This window comes from Thermoactinospora rubra, from assembly GCF_002093975.1.
Lineage (GTDB): Bacteria > Actinomycetota > Actinomycetes > Streptosporangiales > Streptosporangiaceae > Nonomuraea > Nonomuraea rubra_A.
The window spans coordinates 1-22247 of the sequence record NZ_MSZZ01000091.1 but is presented as its reverse complement, the minus strand read 5'-3'; the positions used below and the strand labels follow the sequence as shown (position 1 = coordinate 22247).

The 22247-nt window shown below is 68.8% G+C and carries 26 protein-coding genes; 11 read left to right on the top strand and 15 right to left on the bottom strand.

Annotated elements, in window-relative coordinates:
* Positions 1-36: 36 nt before the first annotated feature.
* From BSB02_RS38375 to BSB02_RS38365, 3 genes are read left to right on the top strand one after another with little or no spacing between them, the layout of a single operon-like run.
* Positions 37-2391 (top strand): type IV secretory system conjugative DNA transfer family protein, encoded by a 2355-nt coding sequence (locus BSB02_RS38375; RefSeq protein WP_084965921.1) that lies wholly within the window; start codon positions 37-39, stop codon positions 2389-2391.
* On the top strand, positions 2388-3272 hold the full coding sequence (locus BSB02_RS38370) for a replication-relaxation family protein (RefSeq protein ID WP_084965920.1): 885 nt from the start codon (positions 2388-2390) through the stop codon (positions 3270-3272). The genes BSB02_RS38375 and BSB02_RS38370 overlap by 4 nt, the downstream gene beginning before the upstream one ends.
* The gene (locus BSB02_RS38365) at positions 3269-4576 is read left to right on the top strand and encodes a C40 family peptidase (RefSeq protein ID WP_084965919.1); all 1308 of its coding nucleotides are present in this window, start codon (positions 3269-3271) and stop codon (positions 4574-4576) included. Before BSB02_RS38370 ends, BSB02_RS38365 begins: the two co-directional genes overlap by 4 nt.
* 271 nt (positions 4577-4847) lie before the next feature.
* Here the strand turns inward: BSB02_RS38365 and BSB02_RS38360 are convergent, their stop codons facing one another.
* The 3 genes from BSB02_RS38360 to BSB02_RS40355 all read right to left on the bottom strand — a co-directional run bounded on the left by BSB02_RS38360 (position 4848) and on the right by BSB02_RS40355 (position 5695).
* Positions 4848-5090, bottom strand: a complete 243-nt coding sequence (locus BSB02_RS38360) for a hypothetical protein (protein ID WP_143591729.1) — start codon at positions 5088-5090, stop codon at positions 4848-4850.
* Positions 5091-5256: 166 nt separating this feature from the next.
* Positions 5257-5472: a hypothetical protein gene (locus tag BSB02_RS38355; RefSeq protein WP_084965917.1), complete on the bottom strand. Its 216-nt coding sequence runs from the start codon at positions 5470-5472 to the stop codon at positions 5257-5259.
* Positions 5465-5695: a hypothetical protein gene (locus BSB02_RS40355; RefSeq protein ID WP_143591727.1), complete on the bottom strand. Its 231-nt coding sequence runs from the start codon at positions 5693-5695 to the stop codon at positions 5465-5467. Before BSB02_RS40355 ends, BSB02_RS38355 begins: the two co-directional genes overlap by 8 nt.
* A gap of 37 nt (positions 5696-5732) precedes the next feature.
* On the opposite strand from BSB02_RS40355, the gene BSB02_RS38350 reads away from it, so the two are divergent.
* Both BSB02_RS38350 and BSB02_RS38345 read left to right on the top strand, forming a co-directional pair.
* Entirely contained in the window at positions 5733-6227 is a 495-nt protein-coding gene (locus tag BSB02_RS38350; RefSeq protein ID WP_206185121.1) for a DNA-processing protein DprA, read from the top strand.
* A 25-nt stretch (positions 6228-6252) separates the two neighbouring features.
* Positions 6253-7596, top strand: a complete 1344-nt coding sequence (locus tag BSB02_RS38345) for an NsdA family TPR-like regulatory protein (protein ID WP_084965916.1) — start codon at positions 6253-6255, stop codon at positions 7594-7596.
* A 22-nt stretch (positions 7597-7618) separates the two neighbouring features.
* Here the strand turns inward: BSB02_RS38345 and BSB02_RS38340 are convergent, their stop codons facing one another.
* From BSB02_RS38340 to BSB02_RS38315, 6 genes are all read right to left on the bottom strand, one after another.
* Positions 7619-8092 (bottom strand): hypothetical protein, encoded by a 474-nt coding sequence (locus BSB02_RS38340; RefSeq protein ID WP_084965915.1) that lies wholly within the window; start codon positions 8090-8092, stop codon positions 7619-7621.
* Positions 8093-8175: 83 nt separating this feature from the next.
* Complete coding sequence (locus BSB02_RS38335) at positions 8176-9204, bottom strand: DUF932 domain-containing protein (RefSeq protein WP_084965914.1); 1029 nt, start codon at positions 9202-9204, stop codon at positions 8176-8178.
* 55 nt (positions 9205-9259) lie between these two features.
* Positions 9260-10321, bottom strand: a complete 1062-nt coding sequence (locus BSB02_RS38330; protein ID WP_158088873.1) for a DUF4192 domain-containing protein — start codon at positions 10319-10321, stop codon at positions 9260-9262.
* Between the two features lie 67 nt (positions 10322-10388).
* Positions 10389-10688, bottom strand: a complete 300-nt coding sequence (locus BSB02_RS38325; protein ID WP_084965912.1) for a hypothetical protein — start codon at positions 10686-10688, stop codon at positions 10389-10391.
* 3 nt (positions 10689-10691) lie between these two features.
* Positions 10692-11129 (bottom strand): hypothetical protein, encoded by a 438-nt coding sequence (locus BSB02_RS38320; protein ID WP_084965911.1) that lies wholly within the window; start codon positions 11127-11129, stop codon positions 10692-10694.
* A 318-nt stretch (positions 11130-11447) separates the two neighbouring features.
* On the bottom strand, positions 11448-12251 hold the full coding sequence (locus BSB02_RS38315) for a hypothetical protein (protein ID WP_084965923.1): 804 nt from the start codon (positions 12249-12251) through the stop codon (positions 11448-11450).
* A gap of 594 nt (positions 12252-12845) precedes the next feature.
* Here BSB02_RS38315 and cyaB point away from each other — a divergent pair.
* Positions 12846-13388, top strand: coding sequence for a class IV adenylate cyclase (gene cyaB / locus BSB02_RS38310; RefSeq protein WP_084965910.1), 543 nt, complete (start codon positions 12846-12848; stop codon positions 13386-13388).
* Here cyaB and BSB02_RS38305 read toward each other — a convergent pair.
* The 3 genes from BSB02_RS38305 to BSB02_RS38295 are packed head-to-tail and all read right to left on the bottom strand — an operon-like array spanning position 13349 to position 15324.
* Complete coding sequence (locus tag BSB02_RS38305; RefSeq protein ID WP_084965909.1) at positions 13349-14182, bottom strand: endonuclease/exonuclease/phosphatase family protein; 834 nt, start codon at positions 14180-14182, stop codon at positions 13349-13351. The two genes, cyaB and BSB02_RS38305, sit on opposite strands and share 40 nt — an antisense overlap.
* A 27-nt stretch (positions 14183-14209) precedes the next feature.
* Complete coding sequence (tmk, locus tag BSB02_RS38300) at positions 14210-14824, bottom strand: dTMP kinase (protein WP_158088872.1); 615 nt, start codon at positions 14822-14824, stop codon at positions 14210-14212.
* Complete coding sequence (locus BSB02_RS38295) at positions 14821-15324, bottom strand: radical SAM protein (protein WP_206185120.1); 504 nt, start codon at positions 15322-15324, stop codon at positions 14821-14823. The genes tmk and BSB02_RS38295 overlap by 4 nt, the downstream gene beginning before the upstream one ends.
* Before the next feature lie 221 nt (positions 15325-15545).
* On the opposite strand from BSB02_RS38295, the gene istA reads away from it, so the two are divergent.
* Genes istA through istB form a run of 4 tightly spaced genes read left to right on the top strand, consistent with a single transcriptional unit; the run spans position 15546 to position 18185 of the window.
* The gene (gene istA / locus BSB02_RS38290; protein ID WP_158088871.1) at positions 15546-16943 is read left to right on the top strand and encodes an IS21 family transposase; all 1398 of its coding nucleotides are present in this window, start codon (positions 15546-15548) and stop codon (positions 16941-16943) included.
* A complete protein-coding gene (locus BSB02_RS40350) occupies positions 16891-17175 on the top strand; it encodes a hypothetical protein (RefSeq protein ID WP_143591724.1) in 285 nt (94 codons plus the stop codon). The genes istA and BSB02_RS40350 overlap by 53 nt, the downstream gene beginning before the upstream one ends.
* Positions 17172-17417, top strand: coding sequence for a hypothetical protein (locus BSB02_RS38285; RefSeq protein WP_084965907.1), 246 nt, complete (start codon positions 17172-17174; stop codon positions 17415-17417). Before BSB02_RS40350 ends, BSB02_RS38285 begins: the two co-directional genes overlap by 4 nt.
* Positions 17418-17423: 6 nt before the next feature.
* Positions 17424-18185, top strand: a complete 762-nt coding sequence (gene istB, locus BSB02_RS38280) for an IS21-like element helper ATPase IstB (RefSeq protein WP_084965906.1) — start codon at positions 17424-17426, stop codon at positions 18183-18185.
* Between the two features lie 213 nt (positions 18186-18398).
* Here the strand turns inward: istB and BSB02_RS38275 are convergent, their stop codons facing one another.
* Both BSB02_RS38275 and BSB02_RS38270 read right to left on the bottom strand, forming a co-directional pair.
* Entirely contained in the window at positions 18399-19013 is a 615-nt protein-coding gene (locus BSB02_RS38275) for a radical SAM protein (RefSeq protein ID WP_206185119.1), read from the bottom strand.
* A gap of 317 nt (positions 19014-19330) precedes the next feature.
* Complete coding sequence (locus tag BSB02_RS38270; protein WP_084965904.1) at positions 19331-19570, bottom strand: hypothetical protein; 240 nt, start codon at positions 19568-19570, stop codon at positions 19331-19333.
* Between the two features lie 240 nt (positions 19571-19810).
* On the opposite strand from BSB02_RS38270, the gene BSB02_RS38265 reads away from it, so the two are divergent.
* On the top strand, positions 19811-20872 hold the full coding sequence (locus BSB02_RS38265; RefSeq protein WP_084965903.1) for a hypothetical protein: 1062 nt from the start codon (positions 19811-19813) through the stop codon (positions 20870-20872).
* Here the strand turns inward: BSB02_RS38265 and BSB02_RS38260 are convergent.
* Positions 20869-21762 carry a 1-aminocyclopropane-1-carboxylate deaminase/D-cysteine desulfhydrase gene (locus tag BSB02_RS38260; protein ID WP_084965902.1) on the bottom strand — a complete coding sequence of 298 codons (894 nt, stop codon included), beginning with the start codon at positions 21760-21762 and terminating at the stop codon, positions 20869-20871. The two genes, BSB02_RS38265 and BSB02_RS38260, sit on opposite strands and share 4 nt — an antisense overlap.
* Positions 21763-22247 lie beyond the last annotated feature (485 nt).

The window sequence follows — 22247 nt, the reverse complement described above, 5'->3', positions numbered from 1 at the left end:
CAGCTTGCCACCACCCGCCAGAAAGAGGGTGCCCTAGTGATCTACGACTGGCTAGAAGACCCCACGGCCGTCCTGGACCGGCTTCTCGGCTGGCTGGCCGTACACGCCTGGCAGCTCGCCGCCGCCTCCATCAGCGCTGTGGTCCTGCTCGTCCTGCTGAAAGCCCTTGCCGTACGGCTGCGCCAGAGCTACCTCACGCGTGGGGCGCGCTGCGTCGAGATCCTGGCGCCACCCGTGGCGACCATGCCGGGCGCGGAGGCGCTGTGGGACAACCTGATCGGCCTCCTCCGGCCCGCCTGGAAGCGGCTGTTGATCGGCCAGCCGCACCTGGCCTTCGAGTACGTCTTCGGGATCGGCGGGATCCGCATCCGTCTCTGGGTGCCCGGCTGCATCCCGCAGGATCTCGTCGAGCACGCGATCGAGGCGGCCTGGCCGTCCGCGCGTACCCTCATCGGCGAGGCGACCGCGCCCGTCCCGCTCGACGGCCAGGCCGTCGGAGGTCATTTCGTCCTCGCCCGCGGCGAGCGGCTCCCTATCCGCCACCAGTTCGGCACCGATCCGCTACGGGCGATCAACGGTGCGGCCGTCGGCATGCCGTCCTGGCAGCACGCTGTCGTGCAGGTCCTTGCCCGGCCGGCGACGGGCCGCCGGCTGTCTGCCGCCCTTCGCGGTCCCGCCGGAGTCGTGCGGTGGATTCTCGACGAGCTCGTTCCCGGACCCGCCAGCGTTCGGGTCCACGCGCAGGATCGCGTTCTCCGCCTCGAGGAGTCCGCCGAGGCGCGAGCCGTACGGGACAAGGCGCATCGCTCCCGCTATGAGGTGGCGATCCGCTATGCCGTACAGGCAGATCCAGCCGACTCCAAGCCGCTTGCCGCCGTCCGCCGCAATGCGATCACGGGACGCGCGCATGCGATCGCCGCGGCGTTCGCCCTCTACAGCGGGCACAACCGGCTCGAACGGCGCCGGCTGCTCTTCCCCGCTCACCGTCTTGCCTCCCGCCGCATGGGACGAGGGTTCCTCCTGTCGGTGCCCGAGCTGGCGGCCCTGGCTCACCTCCCGCTGGACGCCGCCGTCCCCGGCCTGCAGCGGGCGGGCGCGAACTGCGTGCCGCCCTCCCCCGCAGTGTCCCGGACCGGCAAGGTGCTCGGGTTCTCCGACGCCGGCCACGAGCGCCCGGTCGCCCTGCGCGTCGCCGACTCCTTCCACCACGTGCATGTCATGGGGCCCAACGGCACTGGCAAGTCCACCTTGCTGGCCCAGATGATCCTGTCCGACATCGAGACCGGCCGCGGCGTCGTCGTCATCGAGGCCAAAGGCGACCTGGTGCGGGATCTCCTCGGGCTCATCCGCGAGGAGCACGCCGAGAAGCTCGTGCTGATCGACCCGGACGATCGGCACCCGCGACCGTCCCTCAACGTCCTGGGCGGCTCGGACCTGGCCATGGGCGTGGACAACCTGGTCGGGATCTTCCGCCAGATCTACGCCGACTACTGGGGCCCGCGCACCGACGACATCCTGCGCGGTTGCGCGCTCACCCTGGCCCGCAACGGCGGCACCCTCGCCGACGTCCCCGAGCTGCTGTCCAACGCCACGTTCCGCCAGCGGCAGATCGCGACGGTCGGTGACCCGCTGCTGCGCGGCTTCTGGACGTGGTACTCCTCCCTGTCGGAGCAGGCACAGGCCCACGTCACCGCGCCCATCATGAACAAGCTGCGCGCCTTCCTGCTCCGCCCCTTCGTCCGGGACGTGCTCGGCTCAACCACCTCGACCTTCGACCTCGGCGACGTGCTCGACGGCGGCGTCCTCCTGGTCCGCCTGCCCAAGGGTGTGCTCGGCGACGACACCGCCCGGCTGCTCGGCTCGATGGTGCTGGCCCAGGTCTGGCAGGCCGCCGCCCGCCGGGCCAGGCTCGGCCGATCCCGGAACGCCGCCGCGCTGTACGTGGACGAGTGCCACAACTTCCTCACCCTGCCGCACGCGCTGGCCGACATACTCGCTGAGGCCCGCGCCTACCGGGTGTCGCTGGTCCTCGCTCATCAGCACCTCGCCCAGCTTCCCCGCGAGCTACGGCAGGCGATCTCCTCGGACGCCCGCAACAAGGTCTACTTCTCGCTCTCGCCGCAGGACGCACGCGAGGTCGAGCACCACTTCACGCCCTACCTGACCGCCCACGACCTGGGCGGCCTGGACGCCTTCCAGGCCGCCGCCCGCCTGGTCGTCCGCTCCGCCGAAGTGCCGCCGTTCACGCTGCGCACCCGCCCCCTCCCGGAGCCCGACCCCGACGTAGCCCGGCGGATCCGCCTCATCGCCGCCCAAAGGCACGGCCGTACGGCCGGCGCCACCACCCCCAAGCCGGACGCCCGGCGCACACCCTCAAGGAGTTCACCATGACCACGACCCGCTACACCCCGCGCATGCTCCACGCCCTCGCGATCCGGCTCACCGATCGCGACCGGCACCTCATCCGGATGATTCGCGACTTCCGGGTGCTGACCTCGGCACAGATCGCGGAGATGTACTTCGACACCGCCGACGCCGCGCGCAAGCGCCTGCTGGTGCTGACCCGCATGGACGTGCTGGAGCGGTTCCGCCCCAACCTGCCTCCCGAGATGGGTACGGCGCCTTACCACTACGTGATCGGCGAGACCGCCGCCGCGGTGCTGGCGTCGGAGGACGGCGTCGACCTGGGCGAGTCCGGCTATCGCCGCGACCGCGTGATCGGTATCGCCTTCAGCTCCCACCTTGGCCACACGGTCGGCACCAACGGCATCGCGGCCAGCCTGTACGGCTACGCACGCCGTCACCCGGAAAGCGAGCTGACCACATGGTGGCCTGAGCACCGGTGCAAGGCCGAATGGGGGCCGATCGTGCGCCCGGACGCCTACGCCCGCTGGCGGGAGGGCGAGCACCGCGTCGAGTTCTTCCTCGAGTACGACACCGGCACCGAGCCGCTCGATCGTGTCGCTCGCAAGCTGGACGGCTACGCCGAGCTCACCGAGTCCAGCCGGATCGTGACGCCGGTCCTGTTCTGGGTCCAGGGCGAGCGTCGCGAGGCGAACCTCCGCAAGAAGCTCAAGCACCACCCGGCCCGGATGTTCGTGCCCATCGCCACCGCCTACCCGGGCGCCGGGGACAGCGTGATCGACGACGGCCCCGCCGGTGCGCGCTGGCTGCCCACCGATCAGGACGGCCGGCGGTCGCGGCTCGCCCAGCTGGCCCTTTACTGGCCCGGCCTCGGACCTCAGGAAGCGCCGGAGGAGGCCGACGAATGATCGCCGAAGCCGGGCTCATCAAGGCCATCGCCGCCGGAGGTGGCCTGGTCTCCAGCATCGCCCTCATCGCCGGGATGACGGGTGGAGGGCAGTACGCCGCGGTTCAGGCCGATCCCGCGAAGCTGGCGTCCGCTGCGTGCGCCTACGTCGACCGGTCGCCAGACGCTGCCAAGCAGGTCGTGAAGGTGTCCCCGCGAAGGCTGGGGCTCACAGCGGAACAGCTCAAGAACGCCCGGACGATCGTGTCCACCGCACACGACCTCGGATTGCCCAGGCGGGCTGCTGTCATCGGCGTAGCCACGGCGCTCCAGGAGTCCTCGCTCAAGAACGGCGTGGTCGGCGACAACGGGAAGGCGTTCGGGATCTTCCAGCAGCACCCTGAGTACGGGTGGGGGTCTCGTGCTCAGGTCACCGATCCCGAGTACGCAGCCCGCAAGTTCTTCTCCCGCCTGGTCAAAGTCGAGGACTGGGGCAGCAAGCCGCTCACCGTGGTCGCGCAGAGCGTCCAGCGGTCGGCGTTTCCTTCGGCATATGCCAAACACGAGGGGCGTGCCGAGCGCATCGTGGAGGCTCTCGGCGGAGGAGCGCGCACTCCCGCGGCATCATCGGTCAGCCGTGACCCGGTGAATCTCTCAGCCAAGGACGCTCGGACCGTACGAGCCAGCCTGGAGGCAGCGATCGCCCTGGGCATTCCGCGCTCCGCCGTCGTCGCGGATGTGACCTCCGGCCTTCAAAGCGGTCATCTTCCGAGCGCACGCAGGGCAAGCGGTGACTCAGCCGCACTCGCCGAGCAGATCGTCAACAGCGCCGCTGACCGCCTGTGCACCGAGCTTTCCAAGAAGATCGGCGAGGTTCTCGATCCGAAGACTCTGGAGGCGATCAGCAAGTCTGGCCGCGGGGCGGTGGCGCTTCAGGCGGCACTGAAGATGATCGGCGTGCCGTACTCCTGGGGCGGGGGCGGAGCAGGCGGTCCCAGCCTGGGCATCGGCCGAGGAGCTCGGACCAGGGGTTTCGACTGTTCGGGGCTCGCTGAGTACGCCTGGGCGAAGGCCGGCGTGAAGATCGGCGGGCACACCTCCACCCAGTGGAACGCGGGCATCCGGGTCCCACGCTCGCAGCTCAAGCCCGGCGATCTGATCTTCTTCGCCACCAACCCGAGAAACCCTGCGACGATCTACCACGTCGCGATCAACATCGACGGCAAGCGCTACGTGCATGCCCCATACACGGGCAGCACCGTGCAGGTTGGGCGCTGGACATCGGCACAGGAAGCGGAGTTCGCGGGAGCCGTACGCCCGGGGTAGATCAGGCGTACGCTGGGGACGACCGCTCCGACCTTTCTTGGCCGAATGGGAAGAGCAGGTGCCGGAGGGCCGGCTACACGTGAGCTGGCCCTCCTTCACGATTCTCATGACCTCCTGTGCCGTTCAAGCGCTCCCCAACCTCGAAGACGCACCCGAAGTTGTCGAGGCTCGGTCTGCGGCATGCAGCGCGGCAGTTGTCTGGGCTGTGGGGACATGAAGCGCCTCGCCCTCACTGAGCAGGTTGATTCAGACAACGACGCCCGTGGGAGCGCTAAGCGTCGCCACTGAAAGCCTTCGCCCGGTGCACGTGCTGCTGGATCAGCTTCTCCCAGGTCTCGCGCGCCTCGCGATACAGGCCGCGCCCGGCCTCCTCGTATCCGCGCTGCTTGGTATAGCGGAGCACGAAGTACTGGCCGCCTTCGCCGCACCATTCGTACTCGCCGCAACAGCTCGTCTCGATCACGCGCACCCGTTGACAGCGGGGCTGATGCGGCTCCCACAGCACGGGCTCCATCAGCACCGCTCCCGAGTCTCATGCCGGTCGGTGGTCAGGGCTTGACACGCGGCGGCACGGACACGCCGGAGGGATGGCCGTCCGTACCGCCGCGTCCGCACAGACCCGGTCCTGTGCGGAGACGCGACAGCGGGCGCCTGGGAATCCGTACCGCTGCCGCGCCTGCTCATGGCTGCGCCGATCCGCGGTTGGCCAGCATCGCCCGATGCTCCTGCTCATCGATCAGCCGGCGCAGGGTCTCTTCGGTATCTGCATCGACCGTCCGGCAGGCGCCCTCGCGTTCGGCGGCGCAGCTGAACGGGCGATGCCGGGTCGCCCAGTAGCGTCCTTCATCCGAGGTCCACTGCGACCAGCCGGATATCGTCGTCTCCTGATCATGCATGGGGAACTCCCAGGAGGAAGGCGAGCCGGTCGGCGGTCTCCGCCTCGTCGCCGATCTCGCCGATCTCGTATCCCGACGAGGTGACGTAGATCTCCTCGGTGCACCGGACGCTGTCGGTCAGCCAACCGTTGACCGGGTTGCGCACCTCTACTGCGTCGTGCAGGGTGCGCGTGGCGAGCCCGTGACGCTCCAGAAAATCAGCCAGACAGTCAAGCTGAGTCATGCAAGAAGTACACGCCCGGCGGATACTTCCAAGGGAGATGACATTCGATGACATGGCGGCGGATCCTGTGCTCAGCGCGATAACGATCACCGGGACGAGGTCAACCGACCATCGTCCGCTTGGGGAATACCGGCTGCTGTTCGCCCAGTACCTCGCGCCGTTCGCCTTGCCCGGGATCAGGTTCTACCTCGGCGGCGCGCGGGGGATCGACTCGCTGGCGCTGCTGTGGCTGGCCTCTGAGACGCAGGCGTCGCTCACGGTGGTCGTTCCCGGAACCCTGGAAGGGCAGCCGGCCGACGCCCGGCACGCGGTCGCGTTGGTACGTGACCAGAGCCGCCTGGCCGAGCTGGTGGAACTCGCTCACCCGATGCACCCGTCGACGGAGGGCTACCACCACCGCAACCGGTGGATGGTGGACCGCAGCGACTTCGTCATCGGCTTTCCCCGTGGCGAGGACACCGCCAGCGGCACCTGGTACACCCTCGATTACGCGGCCACCCAGAACAAGCCTCGCCTGATACTGCCCGTGTAACGCCGCTACGTGCTGTACTTGCCCCATGACGGAGGTCGACCGGCGGGCTGCCGCACACACCCTTCGCTCCCTGCGTGAACGGCGCGGCTGGTCATGGTCGGACCAGGCCCGCGCCCTCAAGGCCACCGCCCGCACGCTGTCCATCACTCCGGTCGCGCATCTCAGCGTGGCCAGCCTGATCCGCACCATCGCCCGGTGGGAACGTGAGGACAGGCCGACCGCCCCGGGCGAGCGCTACCAGTTGCTGCTCGCCTACGTGTTCGCCCGCAAGGGCGATGAGGTGATGGTAGGCCGCGGCTCGGACCTCGACCGCCTGATGGCCCTTTTCCCGGTCTGGGGCACCTCCGCCGAGCGGGCCGCCGAGATCCGCGGGCAGGTAACCCAGGCGGTCACGTCCGGACACGCGCTGCTGGCATTCCTCTCCCCCGGCCTGGCTCACAGCCTCGCGCGTGCCCTGACCGACCCGGACACCCTCACCCCCGATGTCGTCCGGCAGCTTGGCGACCTCGTCTCCGATGTCAACGCTCAGATCGGTGCCGTGCCCTTTGCCCGCCTCCAGCTCGCCCTCGCGCCCGCCGTCGAGGCGTGCCGGGTCCTGCTCGCCGCCGGCCCGCCGGAGCCCGTACGGCGGACGCTCGCGCAGACCGCGGCCAACGCCTTCATGATCGCCGCTCGGGTCGCCTTCGAGACCCGTGAGGACAATACCTCCACCGGCCTGTACAAACACGCCGTGCAGGCCGCCGTCGAGTTGCCCGCATGGGAACGCGTGGCCATCCGTACCAGCCAGGCCCTCGTCACGCTGTACGCCACCCGCGATGTCACCGCGGCCCGAGCCGTCGCCGACACAGCCGTACGAGAGGCCCGCCGCGGTGACAGCCGCATCGTGCGCGCCCGCGCCCACGCCCTGCAAGCCGAGATGGCTGCCCGCGCCGGACAGGAACACCATGCCTTTGCCGCGCTCCACCTGGCGTGGCGCGACATCGACAGCGACATCACCGGTGACCCGGCCCCGGGCCGCTTCGGCGCCGGCTACCTCGACGGCTTCGAGGGCGTGTGCAACCTGCACCTGGGGCGTGGCTCCGAGGCTGAGCCTCAGCTGGCTCATTCACTGTCTACGCTCACTCACCCGCGGCAGGCCGTACAGCGCGCCGTCGTCGCGGCCGACCTGGCCCTCGCACGGCTACAGTGCGGATCCCCCGAGGCCGCCGCCGCACTCCTCCATGACTGCATCGACTTGGCCGCCACGACGAGGGCGCGCGTCCCCGCGCTGCGCATCGCCCAAGTGCGTCGCAACCTACGGCCATGGCGAGCCGAGCCCTTCGTCGCCGACCTGGACGAGCACCTTCACGAATCACTGCTCGCGCCGTAGCCCATGCGGCGCATGCCTGACCTCAGGCAAGTGCCTGCAGCAAGGTGTACCCCGGCATCGACTCATCCGGCCTGACACCGACAGTGATGATCTCAGGGTCACCGAAGACCGGCTCGCCGTTCGGTCGGCGGGTGTACGGCACGCGGCCGTAGTCCACACCGTCCTCCCGGTCGAAGCTCATCCAGGTGATCGCTTCCTGCTCGCCCTCCCGCAAAGGATGGTTCGACACGGCCCGACTGAAGATCGCATCCGGTGTGACCACCCAGACCTGCGGAACGGCGAGCACCCACCGCTTGGCGTCGATTTCTCGCGCCTTGTCCGCCGCCCGCCTCTCGAAGGCAGCCGCCGTCTGATCGTCTTGCAGGTAGTCGTAATCGGTGAGCGCCAGCAGACGCTCGCCCTGCAGGACCACGATGGCCGGACACTCGCGGGCGAGGATGCTCACCTCCAGCCGGCCGACCACGTCGAAGAGCAACGCCGCCGTCTCGTCGTTCATGTCGCCCTCCGTAGTGGTCCGTCCATGCGATCCTGCCACGGGTACGGCTGCCGAGGAGGGGCGGCAGCCGTACCCGCTTGGCGTCACGCGACGCGAGCGAACACCGGCCGGTCGAGCACCTTCTCCAGCGTCTGGAGCGTTTCCCGGTCGAGCTCGTCCACACCGCCCGTCACCGCGCGGAGGAAGTTCCGCTCCACCCGGCCGGCACCGCGGACGGCCTGCTCGTGCTGGACGTACGTGTTCACGGCCTGGACGACGCCCCAGGCCGTACCCGACCACGGCGCGACGCGGTTGTCGTAGCGCCACAGCTTGAGCAGGCTGTCTCGCTTGGCCTCCGCCAGCGTCCGGGCGCGACCGATCTCAGCCGGGACGGGGGCGTATTCGTCCAGGAACTTGACCCACTGGCTCGGGCTCACCGTGGTCTCGCAGAGCCGCTTGACCTGAGCGGTGAACGTGTCGGCCACTTCATAGACGATGTTGAGCGCTTCCCGAGCCTCACCGAGGCGGAGCTTGGAGTGCCGAGAGTGCTTGATCTTCACCTGCTGCCCGCGCTCGGCCAGACCGGCGGCCATCGTGTTGTCGCACACAATGTTGGTGACCGCACGCTTGAAGGTCGTGGCCAGCGAGCCGTCGAAGGACGTCGCCCCGAACAGGTTCGGGCGGAACTCCACGCCCTCCGGCGTGCGGATGTTCTCCGGCACCTCGACCGAGACCCACGCAACCGCGCCGGAGCGCAGCAGGCCGGCCGAGCCGATGGACAGGTCGTCGTCGAGCAGCCGGGCGATCGTGCCCAGCAGCCATTCCCGGTACGGGTGCGGCTCGTAGCTGTCGGAGAAGATCCCCATCACGTGCCCGTTGTCGCTGCGGACGATGGCCTGACGTTCGGGGACCTCCGCGAGCCCGCCGGTCACGGGATCCTCGACGTAGATCGGGCGCGACAGGGCGTCCCAGCCGAACAGGCGCCGCTCGACGTCGGTGACCGGGATCGGACCCGGGTAGTGGTTCGGCTCGGCACCCTGGTGGCTGGCGCGGTAGTGCCAGGCAGTACCGCGCTTGTCGGTGAAGCCGATCAGGGTGTTCTCGTTGAGCCACTGCAGGGATTCCTTGGACATCTGCCCTCCAGGCACGAAGAAGGCGCCGGGCGGGTGCCCGGCGCCTGTGGGGTGGTCAGTTCTGGTCGGGGACGGGAGGGAGCACCGGCCGCGCGCCGCGCGGATTCGCAGCGGCCTGATGGGCGATCTCCTCCACCAGCTCCGCGAAGTCGACGTTGCAGAGCTGCGACGGCGGGAGTCCCGTGTCGAGCGAGAGCATGATCAGCTTCGCGAAGGAGTAATCCGGGTCGACTGCCAGCGCGCGCTCAGCGGCTGCGCGGGCCAGCGTGCCGTCGCCGGATCGGAGGGCGAGGAACGCGAGATTGACGGCGGGGGCCGGGGCGTACTCCGGTTCCACCCGGCGGGTGACCTCCGTCCACAGCCGAAGGGATACGTCCTGGCCGTACTCGTGAGTGAGGGCCAGCGCGATGTCACGCACCAGCACGCCGGTCAGCAGTACCCCCAGCCAGGCGATGTCCTCGGCAGGGATCGGGCGCCCCGCCCGCACGCGCTCGAAGCACTGCCTGATCCGCCGGAGCCCTTCGGCGAACCAGTCGGTCCGGTCGAGGACCGCCTCCGCTGCAGCACGCGCCGCCTCCGTGGCCGCCCGCACCGGCTCCCGCTCGGGCCCGTCCACGTGAGCGACGCGCTGGCAGAACGCCGCCCGGTCCGGCATCGCCACGAGCCCGGCCGCCACCGCGCCGGCTGCGGCGGCGCTGCTGGTCACGTCGTACGGCTGGCCGTCCGGCGAGCAGCATTCCGGGTCGGGGCAGACGTACGACCAGTACCGGCCATCCTCGCACCGGATCATGTCCTTGATCTCGATGCCGGACGCCGTGATCGCGCTGGCGATGCCGTCCATGACGGGCGTGACGCGCCAGTCCGGCCCGTAACCGATCAGGAAGGCGCACGAGGCGGCCTGCTGGTGAAGCATGTGCGCGCACGCGCCCACCAGCTCCGGCGTCTGGTCGGAACGCTCGGGAAGGTCGAAGCGCGTCACACACGTGACCAGGTGGCCGTCGCAGGCGATCGCGACCAGGCTTTGTGCCGGGTGATAGCCCAGCAGGTACGGCACGATCGCGATGAGATCGGCCGCGCTGCTCACCCGCAGGGCGCCAGAGTCAGGGGAAGCGGGCATGGGTGTCCTCCAGACATGACGAAGCCCCGGCCTGGTCAGGCCGGGGCGAAGAGACGGGGACGGTGAGTCAGCAGCGCTCGAGGCGGACGCCGCCGCGCGGCCCGATGGAGAGCCGCAGCTCCGGAAGCACCTCCGCATTGCTCGAGCGGAACAGCAAGATCTCGCACTGCGTGTCGACGCAGGGTGTGAGCACGCGCGTAGGCTCCCTGTGGACGAAGCGGAACTCCGTCGTCTGCCAGTACCCGTGGAGGTACCGCTCGACCAGCTTGCGCCTGGCCTCCACCAGCGACGCGAACTCTTCGAGATCGTTGGACTCCGGGCGGCTGTAGCCGGAGCCTCCCCACCACAGGCCGAACCATCGCGCCATGGCTCAGCCCTCCGCGCCGAGACTGGGGCAACCGGGTGAGAGGTGCTCGCCGCCGCAGTAGCCGCAGAGGTTGTCCATCGCGTAGAGGGACAGCTCCTCGGCGAACTCGTCGCGCCATGCGATCTGGGCGCGGGTGTAGGACGCGAAGTACTCCGCGTCCGTGTCGCCCTCGCGGAGGGTCAGGAAGGACAGCACCGTTCGCGCCGCCCGGATGAGTTCAGCGCTGGTCAGCACCGCGCCTACCGCCGAAGCGATCTCCGACCCGGCGAAGATCGTGCGGTTCTTCCTGGAGAGCCGGTAGCGCCACCGGATCCGCCCGTCGTCCGTGCGCCCGGCTGGCCAGAGCTCCAGCTGGTGATCGTTATCGATGGGCCAGGCTGCCAGGAGCCGGGAGGAGATCCTCCAGCCCTGGGGCAGCTCAAGGCCGTCCAAGACCGGCATGGCTGTACCCCTTTCGGGCGTGCGGGAGCCGTCCGGGCGGGCCTGCCGTACCGCCCGGACGGCGGATCATGGGTCCAGTCCTGCGATGGAAAGCGCCGGACTGGGAGCGCTGACCGTGCCCGCGCGCCCTCACTTGAATACGGGCGCCGGAACGGCCCGAACGTCCGCGATCGGCAGCGCTTTTCGCGCGGCGCCGATCGTTTTCGCTCTCACTTAAATACGGGCGGCCGGCCCGCCCAACCGTCCGCTGAGCTGCAGATTCTTTGAGAAAAGGAGAGAGCCCCAGCCAGGGTGACCGGGGCTCTCAAAAGCTCTCCATCAGTCGCCTGTGGGCGACTCGATAGCCGTGTAGACCATGGCGCTCCGAGCATCGTCAAGGCGCTCTGCGAGCTCCCGGAGCTCTGCTCGCGCCGCGTCGCGTACCCGGATCACCGCACGGCGGGAGCCGTACGCGCCGCCGTACTGCTCCTGTGCCACGGACGCGAAGATGCCCGCGCGCCCGAGGTCTTCGGCATCCTCCGCCTTACGCAGGATCCGCCGGAGAGTCGGGAACTCCTCTCCGCGCCCGAACGCCTGACGGAAGATCTCGGCGCTGTGCTGAGCGGCAGAGAAGGCGACGGCTGCGCGTGTGGCGTTCTCCACATGCGGGAGCCCGCGCATGAGCTGAGCGCCGGGAGTGGCGTCGATCTCGTCTGGAGGGACGTCCACGCGGTAGCCGTTGCGCGCCGCCGCGTCCCGTACGGCCCACCTCTGAAGGGTCAGGCGCGTGATGACCATCTCGCTCCCGTCGCGCCGTACGTAGATCCAGCCGTCGCCCTCAGAGGCTGGCTTGCAGGTGCTGAGGATGTCGCGGAGACGCTGAGCGAAGAGGAGAACCGCATCCTGGTTGACGTCGTCGGAGACGTCGTCAGTGCCGTAGGGCGCGTATCCGCCTTTGACGATCGTCGCGCTTCCGTCCATACGCTTCCGCGATCGGGTCGCGTCGACCGTACGGCAGTAGCCGCGCGAGAGCTTACGAATTTGCAGCCAGTCCTCCGGCGTCACGCGCGCCATATCTTCGGGTGTGAGAGTCGCGCCGGGGACGTTCGCCGGTGTGACCTTTCCGAAGTCGAATTTCGCCATGACCATGCTCCGATCCCTTTCGGCACCCTCTAGGGTGCCGCCTTTCTTGGCCAATTCAATTGAACCGCGAAATGGAGATCGATTCAACAGGGTCAGCCAAATTGGAATGGATATATTCCCAGGTCAACGACGCGATCGAATGGGTAAGGGCAGACTAAAAGAGGCGGTTTATTAAATGCCTTCCCTGATTCATATCCCCGGTCGATCCGCAGCAGACAGCCCCCTGCCATAGACAGCGTCCGCCTCCTGCTCAGCCTCTACGGAAGGGGGTTCCCGTACCCAAGTCGGGGTTCTCCAACGCGCAAGGAACCCGAGCCCTGCCTGGGATAATGCACCGGTCACCCTCCCCCGATTAATCGGGAGAGCTATTGGTACGCCAACCAGGAAACCAAAACGACGGGCAAATCGATCGCCCTGCGGTGACCGGCCTGCGCATCGACGGTGCCCTCACGCTGGCGACATCGTGGGGGTGGGCGCTGACCCGCAGCGGTGCGTCGGAGCCTGATGTGGTGGAGACACCCTCCTGTGGCGACCGGTCGGCTACGCTTTCGCCGGTCAGCAGTCCGGTGGCGAGCCGCGGCGAAGGGGTGATCGGTGCAGGAGATCGAGGTCAAGTACCGCCTGCATGACCTGGCGGCCCTTGAGGAGGTGCTGGCCGAGCGTGGGGTGGTCCTGTCGGCGCCGGTCCATCAGGACGACCAGGCGTACGCGCAGCCTGGGTGGTCCTACGGGCAGTCCAAGGTCGGGGTGACGTTCGCGCGGCTGCGCACCCAGGACGGGCGGCACCTGTTCACCGTCAAGACCCCGCTGGCCAACGAGATGGCCTGCCTGGAGCATGAGACGCTGGTCGCCGATCGCGATCAGATGCATGAGGCGATCAAGCAGATGGGGTTTCGGCCGACGGTCCGGATCGTGAAGGTCCGGCGCACCGCGCGACTGGGCGATGTCGCGCTGTGCGTGGACCAGGTCGAGCACGCCGGCTTGTTCCTGGAGCTGGAGACGGTGGTGACTGCGGCCGAATCCGGCACGGCCGCCCAAGCGCGGCTGGACAGGTTCGCCCGCTCGCTGGGTGTGCGCCTGGAGCGGGTCGTCGAGACCTACGACTCGCTGGTGCGCCAAGCGCTCGCGCCTGCCTGAAACAGAGCGATCTGTCGAGGTATGGCCAGCGCGGCGGTGGGCAGTTCGGTGCCGTCGGCCTGCAATGTCATGGTGAGGGCGGCGTGGTCGGTCAGGCCCTGCTCGCGGGTCTCGTGCAGGTAGGCGCACGAATGCAGCCGCGGCACCAGGGCCGGGCCGACGTGGAGGTAGTCGTAGCGGTAGCCATCGCCGGTACGGCCGGTCCAGCTGTAGGGCTGGGCACCGGGCCACAGATGGTCATGTGCGTCGATGAGCCCCTGCTCGGCCAGGGCCTCCAGCAGGCCGAATTCGAACGGCAGGAACCCCGGGTGAAGGGGGCGGTGGGTCCGGGCGATGACGTTGTAGTCGCCGCCGAGGATCAGGTGCCGGTGGAGGTTGCCGGGCAGCCCGGCCAGGGCCTTGAGCAGGGAGGCGATGAAGGTCTCCTTGCGTTCGGTCTTGGCCTGGCTGCGGTCGCGTGAGGGGACGTATACCGCCACCACGCACACCTGCGGCTGGGTGTCGAGTACGGCGGCGGCGACACGGCCGGGGATCGACACCTCCGGCAGGTCCATCGGCTGGGCGGCGGTCGCGATCCTGCTGACCAGGGCGGCGCCGCGGTCGCCGTCATCGGAGGTGTCGACCACCGCCCATCCGGCCCGGGCGAACTCTCCCAGCAGGTAGGCGGTGCCGCTGCCGGCGCTGGTCTCGGTGAGCAGGACCACGTGCTCGGGCCGGGTGGCCAGCCAGGCCAGCAGGCGCTCGGCCCGGTGGCGGGAGGCGGCGCCGATGTTGACCGTCAGGATCGACAGCATGCGGGGGTACTCCTTATGTCGTCTGGGTCAGACGCTCTGCAGATCGAGGTGGTCGAGCATGACGGCTGCGACGTCCGCCGGGGTCAGCCCGCGGCAATCGACGCGGATCTGGCGCCAGCCGTACCCGGTCAGAAAGTCGTAGGCCTCGGCGTAGAGGGCCAGTTCCCGCTCGGGCGAGCCCAGCCGCTCCAGGCGGGAGTGGTGCCGGCGCTCATTCAACCGGCAGCGGATGGCCGCCGGGTCGTGTTCCAGGTAGAAGGTCACGTCCGGAGGGGCGGCCCAGGAGTTGTAGCGCCAGATCTCGGCCGTGCTCAGCCCGTCCAGTCGTTGCAGGACCAGGGAGGAGGGCAGGTAGCGGTCGCTGACGACGTGGCGTCCGGCGGCCAGGGCGGGCTCGATGTCTCTGGCGAGATGGGCGGCCCGGTCGGCGGCGATGGCCAGGGCCAGGGTGCGCCCCGACAACTCGGCCTCCCCTTCGCGGATCAGGCGACCCAGCGGCGTGCCGGATGGCTCGGTGGTCGGCAGCACCGCCACTCCCATGGCTTTCAGGTGGATGGTCAGGGCAGCGGCCGCGGTCGTCTTACCGACCCCGTTGGGGCCTTCCACCGCGATGAACACGCCGCCCGTCCGGTTGCCGGTCACCTCGACCGCCGCCCGATCTGCAGCAGCGGCCGGCCGTACCCCTCGGCCTTCGGGCACTGCTCGGTGTCGACCGCGCCGATCGGCAGACCCCGTGAGATCACGGCCGCGGGACAGCCCTTGCCGCAGGAATCATTCAGCGAACAGGCGGCACAGGTGGGGTTGGCGCCCATGGCCAAGGTGCCGGCCAGATCGTAGGCGTCCAGCGCGGGAGCGACCTCGCCGGTGAGAATGTTGCCGACCAGGAAGTCGCTGTCGGGGTAGCGCGACTGCGGGGTGCGGGCGGCGAAGACCAGGTACGGGCACACCGCCGTGGCGCCGTCGGCGAAGACGTAGATCAGTTTGCCCGCGTCGCACCCGGCCAGCGGCAGCTCGTCGTTGGGGAAGCGGATGTGGACCAGGTCCACTCCGCGCGACCTGAACCGCTCGGTGACGGCCTGGATGGCGCGCATCTTGTCCTCGTCCGCGGCCAGGCGGGCCTGGCTCCTGACTCCGCGCCCCATGGACGACTGTCAGCGCTCACGTAATTCCCCCATCGGGGTGTGATTCGCTCACGTAATTCCCCCACTGCCCGCTCGTCATGGACCACAGATGTCGCTCGTGATGTTCGTCCAGGGGACGACGAACGTTCCGGCGGCATTGTCCTGGCTCGGACCTCTCCCGTCGATGATCGCCTCCAGGCGCCCAGACGTCTGGGGAGCAGATGGCGAGGAGGACCTTCTACGTGATCGACATAACCGAGATCTTGGTGCACTGGTATGCGGGCCGGTCCCAACACGAGGTAGCCGGCTCGCTGGGAGTGGACCGCAAGACGATCCGCCGGTACGTGGAGCCGGCGATCGTCGCGGGGTTTGTGCCTGGCGGCCCGCCGGTGAGCCCGGAAGAGTGGGCGAGGCTGGTCAAGGAGTGGTTCCCGCAGTTGAGCGATACCCGGCTGCGGCAAGTGACCTGGCCGGAGTTCGATAAGCACCGCGATTACATCGTCGAGATGCTGCGCACCGGGGTGACCAAGGCAACGATCCACCAGCGGCTGCGGGATGAACACGGTGCGAGCGGCTCGCTGGCCTCGCTCAAGCGGTATGTGGCCGCGAACCTGGCCGAGGATGCGGCACGGGAGAAGGTGACGGTGCTGCGGCCGGACCCCGAGCCGGGGTTCGAGGCGCAGGTGGACTATGGGCTGCTGGGCTCCTGGACAGACCCACGCACCGGCCGCTCGCAACGCATCTGGGCGTTCGTCATGGTGTTGTCGCACTCCCGGCACATGTTCGTCCGTCCGGTGATGTCGATGGATCAGGCCTCGTGGACGGCCAGCCACGTGGAGGCGTTCGCGTTCTTCGGCGGCGCTCCGGCGCGGCTGGTGCCGGACAACGTGAAGACCGGGGTGGACAAGCCTGACCTCTACGACCCGAAAATCAACCGGGCGTATGCGGAGCTGGCGGCACACTACAGCGTCCTGATCGACCCGGCGCGCTCACGCAAGCCTCGGGATAAACCGCGGGTGGAGCGGCAGATGCCGTATATCCGGGACTCCTGGTGGCGGGGCCGGGAGTTCTCCTCCGTGGCGGAGATGCAGGCCTCGGCGCTGCACTGGTGCCGCCAGGTCGCGGGCTTGCGCAAGCACCGCAGCCTGGACGGGCGGACCCCGGCCGAGGTGTTCGAGCAGGCCGAGGCCGGGTGCCTGATCCCGCTTCCAGCCGCAGCGTTCACGCTGGCGGAGTGGACACGGGCCAAGGTTGCTCCGGACGTTCACATCAAGTGCGGCAAGGCGTTCTACTCGGTGCCGTGGCGGCTGATCGGGGAGCACGTGGACATCCGCGCCACGCCCACCATGGTGCAGATCTTCCACCGCGGCGAACTGGTCAAGACCCACGTCCGCACCGGCCAGGGCAGGCGCACCGATGTCGCAGACTACCCACCGGAGAAGATCGCCTTCGCGATGCGCACCCCGGCATGGTGCCATGAGCGGGCCGAGCAGATCGGCCCGGCCACGGCGGGCATCATTGCCGAACTGTATTGCCGAACTGTTGGACGGCCCAGCGCTGCACCGGCTCCGCTCCGCGCAATCAATCTTGGGGCTGGCCACCAAGCACTCCGACCTGCGACTGGAGGCAGCTTGTCATAAGGCTGCCACCGCAGGCGACCCCTCCTATCGCACCATCCGCAACATCCTGGTCGCCGGCCTGGAGGACATCGATCAGCAGCGGCCCACCGGGGACGCCGGAGCTCCAGCGTTCCTGCACGGCCCGGACGCCCTGTTCGCCGACGTGATCCCGTTCCCCGGCCCCGAGGTCGATACGGCGGACGAACAGGACGGCGAGTCCGGCGACGACGAGCCGACCAACGCCGCCTCGTGACTCCCGACACCGGCAACGACAGCGCGGTCCATCTGCGCCGCACGGACGCTGTCGCCCTGGCCGGGCTGCTTCGTGAGCTTGAACGTTTCCTCGATGACTGCGACGAGACCGTCGCCGACGTCTTGGACGACTACTTCGGTTTCCACCCCGTCGCCGAATCCTTCAGCGCCGCCCTGGCCATCCACGCCGACCGCCTGGATGCCCTCCTGACCAGCAGCTCCCACTCCACCACAGAAGGTTGACACACCATGACCATCCTGCGCCCCGGCCTGGCCGACAGCCTGCGAGCCCTGAAACTGTCCGGGATGCTGGAAACCCTGGACGCCCGCCTGGCCCAGGCCCAAGGCGGTGACCTGGGCTACCTGGAGTTCCTCCAGATCCTCTGCGACGACGAGATCACCCGCCGCGAGCAGCAGGGCATGGCCCGCCGTTTGCGTCGCGCCCGCTTCGACACCGAGACCACCCTGGAGGCCTTCGATTTCACCGCCTCCCCCAAGCTGCCCGCCGCCCAGATCCGCGACCTGGCCGCGCTGCGCTGGCTGCAAGCCGGAGAGTCGATCATCCTCTACGGCGCCGTCGGTGTCGGCAAGACCCATGTCGCCCAAGCTCTTGGCCACCTGGCGATCCGCGCCGGCGCCGAGATCCGCTTCCACAAGACCAGCCGCATCCTGGCCGACTTGGCCGGTGGCCACGCCGACAACACCTTCGCCAAGCGCCTGGCCGGACACGTCAAGACCGACCTGCTCATCCTCGACGACTTCGCCATGCGCGAGTTCACTCCCACCCAGGCTGACGACCTCTATGAGCTCATCTCCCAGCGCATCGCCGAAGGCCGCTCACTGGCGATCACCGCCAATCGCGCGCCTCAGGACTGGTATCCACTGTTTCCGAATCCCGTCGTCGCAGAATCGCTGCTGGACAGGCTGATCAATACCAGTCATCAGGTGTTCATGAACGGCCCGTCCTACCGGCCGAACAAGCGACCCAAGGCGACCAACGCCACCACGTAGGGCTCGCGTCATTCTGACTCCGGGAGCACCGCAGCTACGGGGAATGACTGCCGCGGTGCTTCCGGTCCTCGGCGCTTGGAGCGCCTGCGGTCCGGGTCACCTTGCCACCGAACAACCACCCGCTCGTCCCGCCGTCGACAAGGCCGGTGATACCTCATCGACTCGCCCACGAGACAAGGGGTGGGGGAATTACGTGAGCCGACCCCGGGGGAATTACGTGAGCGTCCACACGTTCATCAGCACGTACTGCGCGCCGATCTGGACGGCGAACTCGCACAGGTCCGCGAACTCCTCCACGGTGGTGAGCGTGTTGGGCGTGGACAGCAGCCCCTGCAGCAGACCGGTGGCGGCGAACTTGCGGACAGTGGCCACGGTCAGCTCGAAGGAGGACTGATCGCCCCGGAACCTGCCGTGGCTGCCGGGCCGGAAGCCGTCCAGGCTGACGTTGATGTGGACGTTGCCCAACGCGGCCAGTTGCTCGATCTGATCATCGCTGGTCTGGGTGGCGTTGGTGCAGATGCCGACCGGTATGCCTAGCTCGGCCAGGTGCCGGCACAGGGCGATGATGTCGGGATGGACGAAGGGCTCCCCGCCGGTCAGGGTGATCCGCTCCACGCGGGCGCGGCGCAGCCGCGGGATGACCAGGGTGGTGAGCTGGGTGAGGGACAGGTCTCCGCCCTCTTTGACGGCCGAGACGAAGCAGTGGGCGCAGTGGAGATTGCAGCGCTCGGTGATCTGGATGAGCGCCTTGCGCCCCTCACCGCCGACCGAGGTGCGGAAGTAGCAGGAGCTGGCGGCGGTGTCGACGATCAGGGACTTCGTGTGCACGATCGACCTCCCACGGGGACGGCGGGTTCGGATGGCGCCTGCGGCGTTACCGGGGACACTCCGGCGCGGTCCGCTGGTCCTCGGTGCTGTCTGTCGTGGAGGGGTTTGCGGGTGCGGCATCGGTGCCGGGTGATGGCGTCCTGAGTTCCGAGGGCGGGCGAAAGCCCCGGGACACAGCCAGCATGATCACGTTCATGGCTCCTACCAGCGGCTGGATGGGTGAGGGTGGAAGAGCGTGGCTGCCTGGGAGGCACGATCCTCCCCGAAAGATCGACTCGGGCCGCGTGGGCTGCGACAGACCGGACAGCCACGCCCGCTCATGGGGACAGCCCTTTCACGGGCCGTTCAGGCAGGTAGGCGGCCAGGCCAGGACGAGGCGTTGAGAGATCCGTCAAGGCGAGACGTTCGGCGAGGGTCATGAGCCGCAGCAGGCCGGGCCAGCTGTCGGAGTCGGCCACGCGGCACCCGCCCGGGTCGCCCATGTGCCAGGCGGTGAAGGCTCCCCGGCGAGCCATCACCAGCCACGCCCCGTGTCGGATCCACGTGATGCCCGTCATGACCGATCACCCGCGAGCGACGTGGCCATGGCGGGGTTGTCGGCGGCTGGAGGCGGGTCACTCACCGCGAGAGGCACGAAGCGGATGGTGATGGGCACCTCTCCACTGCCCAGGCTGCACCAGCGGCAATCCACCCAGCATGATCGCGAAATTCGCAGGCAATTCTTCCCCGCCGTACGGGAAAGATTTGTATCGTGGGCACGGCACGATGCTTCTTCCATCTGGCGGAGGGAGACGCTGATGGCCGTCAAGCCGCGCAGTGTCCGGCAGGAACAGTCCGACCTGGTTGCCAGGCTGCGAGCGGGCAACCGTACCTGGCCAGAGATCGCAGCGGAGTTCCGTGACCGCTACGGCGTCAACATGCGCACCGCGTTCCGCCTGGCCCACGGCTGGAGCCAGAGCCAGGCAGCCGAGCAGTGGAACGCCCGATGGCCCGCCGAGCCCAAGACCTTCAAGAACTTCTCCTACTGGGAGCGCTGGCCAGCACCTTCCGGGCACGCTCCGTCGGTGGAGGTGCTGATCCGGCTCGCGGCCCTGTACCGGTGCAGCGTGGCCGACCTCCTCAGCGACGTCGGCGACTTCCGCGACGCCGATCCGCACCACCGAGTCCGCACCCGGGCGCACACCCTGTCCTTACGGCCCGGCCAGGCCACCCTCGTGTCTGACAGATCAGTCCAGCCGTGGGAACCACGCGACCTGGACGCGGTCTTGGCACAGTTGCAGGAGATGGACGTGCAGGAGGTGGCAGACATGATCGCCCTGTGGGCCGGTGACGCCCCGCCGAATCCGGCACGCCGCGACCTGCTCCTGAGGCTGTCGGCCGGGCTCACGCTGGCCGCCGCCCATCCCAGCCTGGCCCATGCCACCGAGGACCCCGCTCCCCGCCGGTCATCACGATCATCCCTGTCAGGGGTGTGGCTGTCGCGCTACCTCTACCCCTCCTCTGGCCGCAACGCCGAATTCGAGGGACAGCACTACGTGGTCCTGTACCACCGCGGCGACAAGCTGAAGGGCCAGAGCCTGCCGCACAGCACCGGCTCCCGCCTCAGCTTGGATCTGTCCATCGAGGGACACGTGGCCACCGGCACCTGGACCGAACGGACCTCGCCCACCGGCTACTACCGCGGCGCCACCTATCACGGCACCCTGCAGCTGCTGCTGTCCCCCGCCGATCGGGCACTGCGCGGCAAGTGGCTCGGGTTCGGCAAGGACTTCCAGGTCAACTCCGGACAGTGGGAGCTGGCCTGGGTCGACGGGTCCCTGTCGGCCCGGGACCTGCGTCGCTACCACAACAAGCTCTAGCCTCGGGGTTTCTGGCCGGCTTCGCCGACCGGGCCGGTGACCACAGCCACCACGCGTGTGCCCGGCGGGAAGAACCCGCGCTGGATCAGGGTGAACAGGCCCCACATCATCTTTCCCACATAGACGTGGTCCAGTAGCAGGTGGTGCCGGTCGGCGAAGTCGGACAGGAAGGCGTCCAGCTCCGCGTTGCGCCTGGCGTAGCCACCCGCGTGGAAGTCGTAGACGATCTCCCAGTTGTCCGGCACGGCCCCGAAGGCGGCCCGCTGAAGCGAGGTCACCTCCTCGGCCAGGAATTGGGCGCCTTTCAGCACCGCGAACCCCAACGCCCGCCGGCCCGGGCCCAGCCCGCCTGCGACGCCGGCCAGGGTGCCCCCGGTCCCGACCGGGACGCACACCACGTCGAACGGGACGGTGATCTCGGCAGGCAGCTCCGCGCAGCCACGGACGGCCAGCTCGTTGCTGCCGCCCTCGGGCAGCAGGTGGAAGCGCCCGAACCACTGCCGCAGGGCGTCGATGACGGCGGGGGAATGCTTGAGGCGGTAGGTGGCGCGATCCATGTACACCAGCCGCATCCCCCGCTCGGCGGCGAAGGCCAGCACGTCGTTGAGCGGCAGGTGCTCCTCACCCCGGATCACACCGATGGTCGACAATCCCAGGCGCCGCCCGGCCGCGGCAACAGCCCGGACATGGTTGGAGTAGGCTCCGCCGAAGGTCAGCAGGGTGTCGTGACCCTCCTCCACCGCCCGGGCCAGGTTGTACTTGAGCTTACGCCACTTGTTGCCTGGGCAGTCGGCCGACAGCAGGTCGTCCCGCAACAGCAGCACCCGCACCCCAGACCGCGCCAAGCGGCGGTCATGGAGCTCCTCCAGGCGGGTGTGCCCCTCCAGCATGAAGCCACCGTAGGCGATGCCGTCACGGCGAGGAACAGGCCCCAAGGACGCCGCGGTTCTCATCCGCCGCGTCGCCGAGATGACCAGGGTGGTGGGCGTTGTGGTCCTGATCGCCACTCGGCGGCCAGCAGCCGAGCCTCCGGGGCGGATATGGGATTCTCGGATATGGGATTCTTCTGCCGATGACATCGCCGCGACTCCTGAGGCTGGGCACAGCCGCCCTGCTGCTGTGCCCGACGCTGGCCGCATGCCTGGCCGCTCGTGTGGTGCCGGGACAACTTGAGCGTGCACCTGATCGCCGAGCTGGGCCCGCTTCGCCGATGCCAACGCCGGCTGGTTACGCATCTACCGGCTCCCGGTCTACGCCCCCCGAGCTCAACCCGGCGGAAGGCATCTGGTCACTGATGCGGCGCTCCATGGCCAACTTCGTGGTCACCGGTCTAAGAGCCTGCTGACGAAGGGTTTGGTCGGTACGGCCGAGTTGG

Bases quoted from the DNA above. Each gene is read 5' to 3' on its own strand.
- BSB02_RS38260 (WP_084965902.1), bottom strand. From the start codon at position 21,762: ATGCTGGAGGGGCACACCCGCCTGGAGGAGCTCCATGACCGCCGCTTG.
- BSB02_RS38355 (WP_084965917.1), bottom strand. From the start codon at position 5,472: ATGCATGATCAGGAGACGACGATATCCGGCTGGTCGCAGTGGACCTCG.
- istB (WP_084965906.1), top strand. From the start codon at position 17,424: ATGACCATCCTGCGCCCCGGCCTGGCCGACAGCCTGCGAGCCCTGAAA.
- BSB02_RS38340 (WP_084965915.1), bottom strand. From the start codon at position 8,092: ATGAACGACGAGACGGCGGCGTTGCTCTTCGACGTGGTCGGCCGGCTG.
- BSB02_RS38320 (WP_084965911.1), bottom strand. From the start codon at position 11,129: ATGCCGGTCTTGGACGGCCTTGAGCTGCCCCAGGGCTGGAGGATCTCC.
- BSB02_RS38270 (WP_084965904.1), bottom strand. From the start codon at position 19,570: ATGACGGGCATCACGTGGATCCGACACGGGGCGTGGCTGGTGATGGCT.
- BSB02_RS38365 (WP_084965919.1), top strand. From the start codon at position 3,269: ATGATCGCCGAAGCCGGGCTCATCAAGGCCATCGCCGCCGGAGGTGGC.
- BSB02_RS38335 (WP_084965914.1), bottom strand. From the start codon at position 9,204: ATGTCCAAGGAATCCCTGCAGTGGCTCAACGAGAACACCCTGATCGGC.
- BSB02_RS38370 (WP_084965920.1), top strand. From the start codon at position 2,388: ATGACCACGACCCGCTACACCCCGCGCATGCTCCACGCCCTCGCGATC.
- BSB02_RS38345 (WP_084965916.1), top strand. From the start codon at position 6,253: ATGACGGAGGTCGACCGGCGGGCTGCCGCACACACCCTTCGCTCCCTG.
- BSB02_RS38265 (WP_084965903.1), top strand. From the start codon at position 19,811: ATGGCCGTCAAGCCGCGCAGTGTCCGGCAGGAACAGTCCGACCTGGTT.
- BSB02_RS38330 (WP_158088873.1), bottom strand. From the start codon at position 10,321: ATGCCCGCTTCCCCTGACTCTGGCGCCCTGCGGGTGAGCAGCGCGGCC.
- BSB02_RS40355 (WP_143591727.1), bottom strand. From the start codon at position 5,695: ATGACTCAGCTTGACTGTCTGGCTGATTTTCTGGAGCGTCACGGGCTC.
- BSB02_RS38305 (WP_084965909.1), bottom strand. From the start codon at position 14,182: ATGCTGTCGATCCTGACGGTCAACATCGGCGCCGCCTCCCGCCACCGG.
- BSB02_RS38295 (WP_206185120.1), bottom strand. From the start codon at position 15,324: ATGGGGCGCGGAGTCAGGAGCCAGGCCCGCCTGGCCGCGGACGAGGAC.
- BSB02_RS38350 (WP_206185121.1), top strand. From the start codon at position 5,733: ATGACATTCGATGACATGGCGGCGGATCCTGTGCTCAGCGCGATAACG.
- BSB02_RS38325 (WP_084965912.1), bottom strand. From the start codon at position 10,688: ATGGCGCGATGGTTCGGCCTGTGGTGGGGAGGCTCCGGCTACAGCCGC.
- BSB02_RS38360 (WP_143591729.1), bottom strand. From the start codon at position 5,090: ATGGAGCCCGTGCTGTGGGAGCCGCATCAGCCCCGCTGTCAACGGGTG.
- BSB02_RS38315 (WP_084965923.1), bottom strand. From the start codon at position 12,251: ATGGCGAAATTCGACTTCGGAAAGGTCACACCGGCGAACGTCCCCGGC.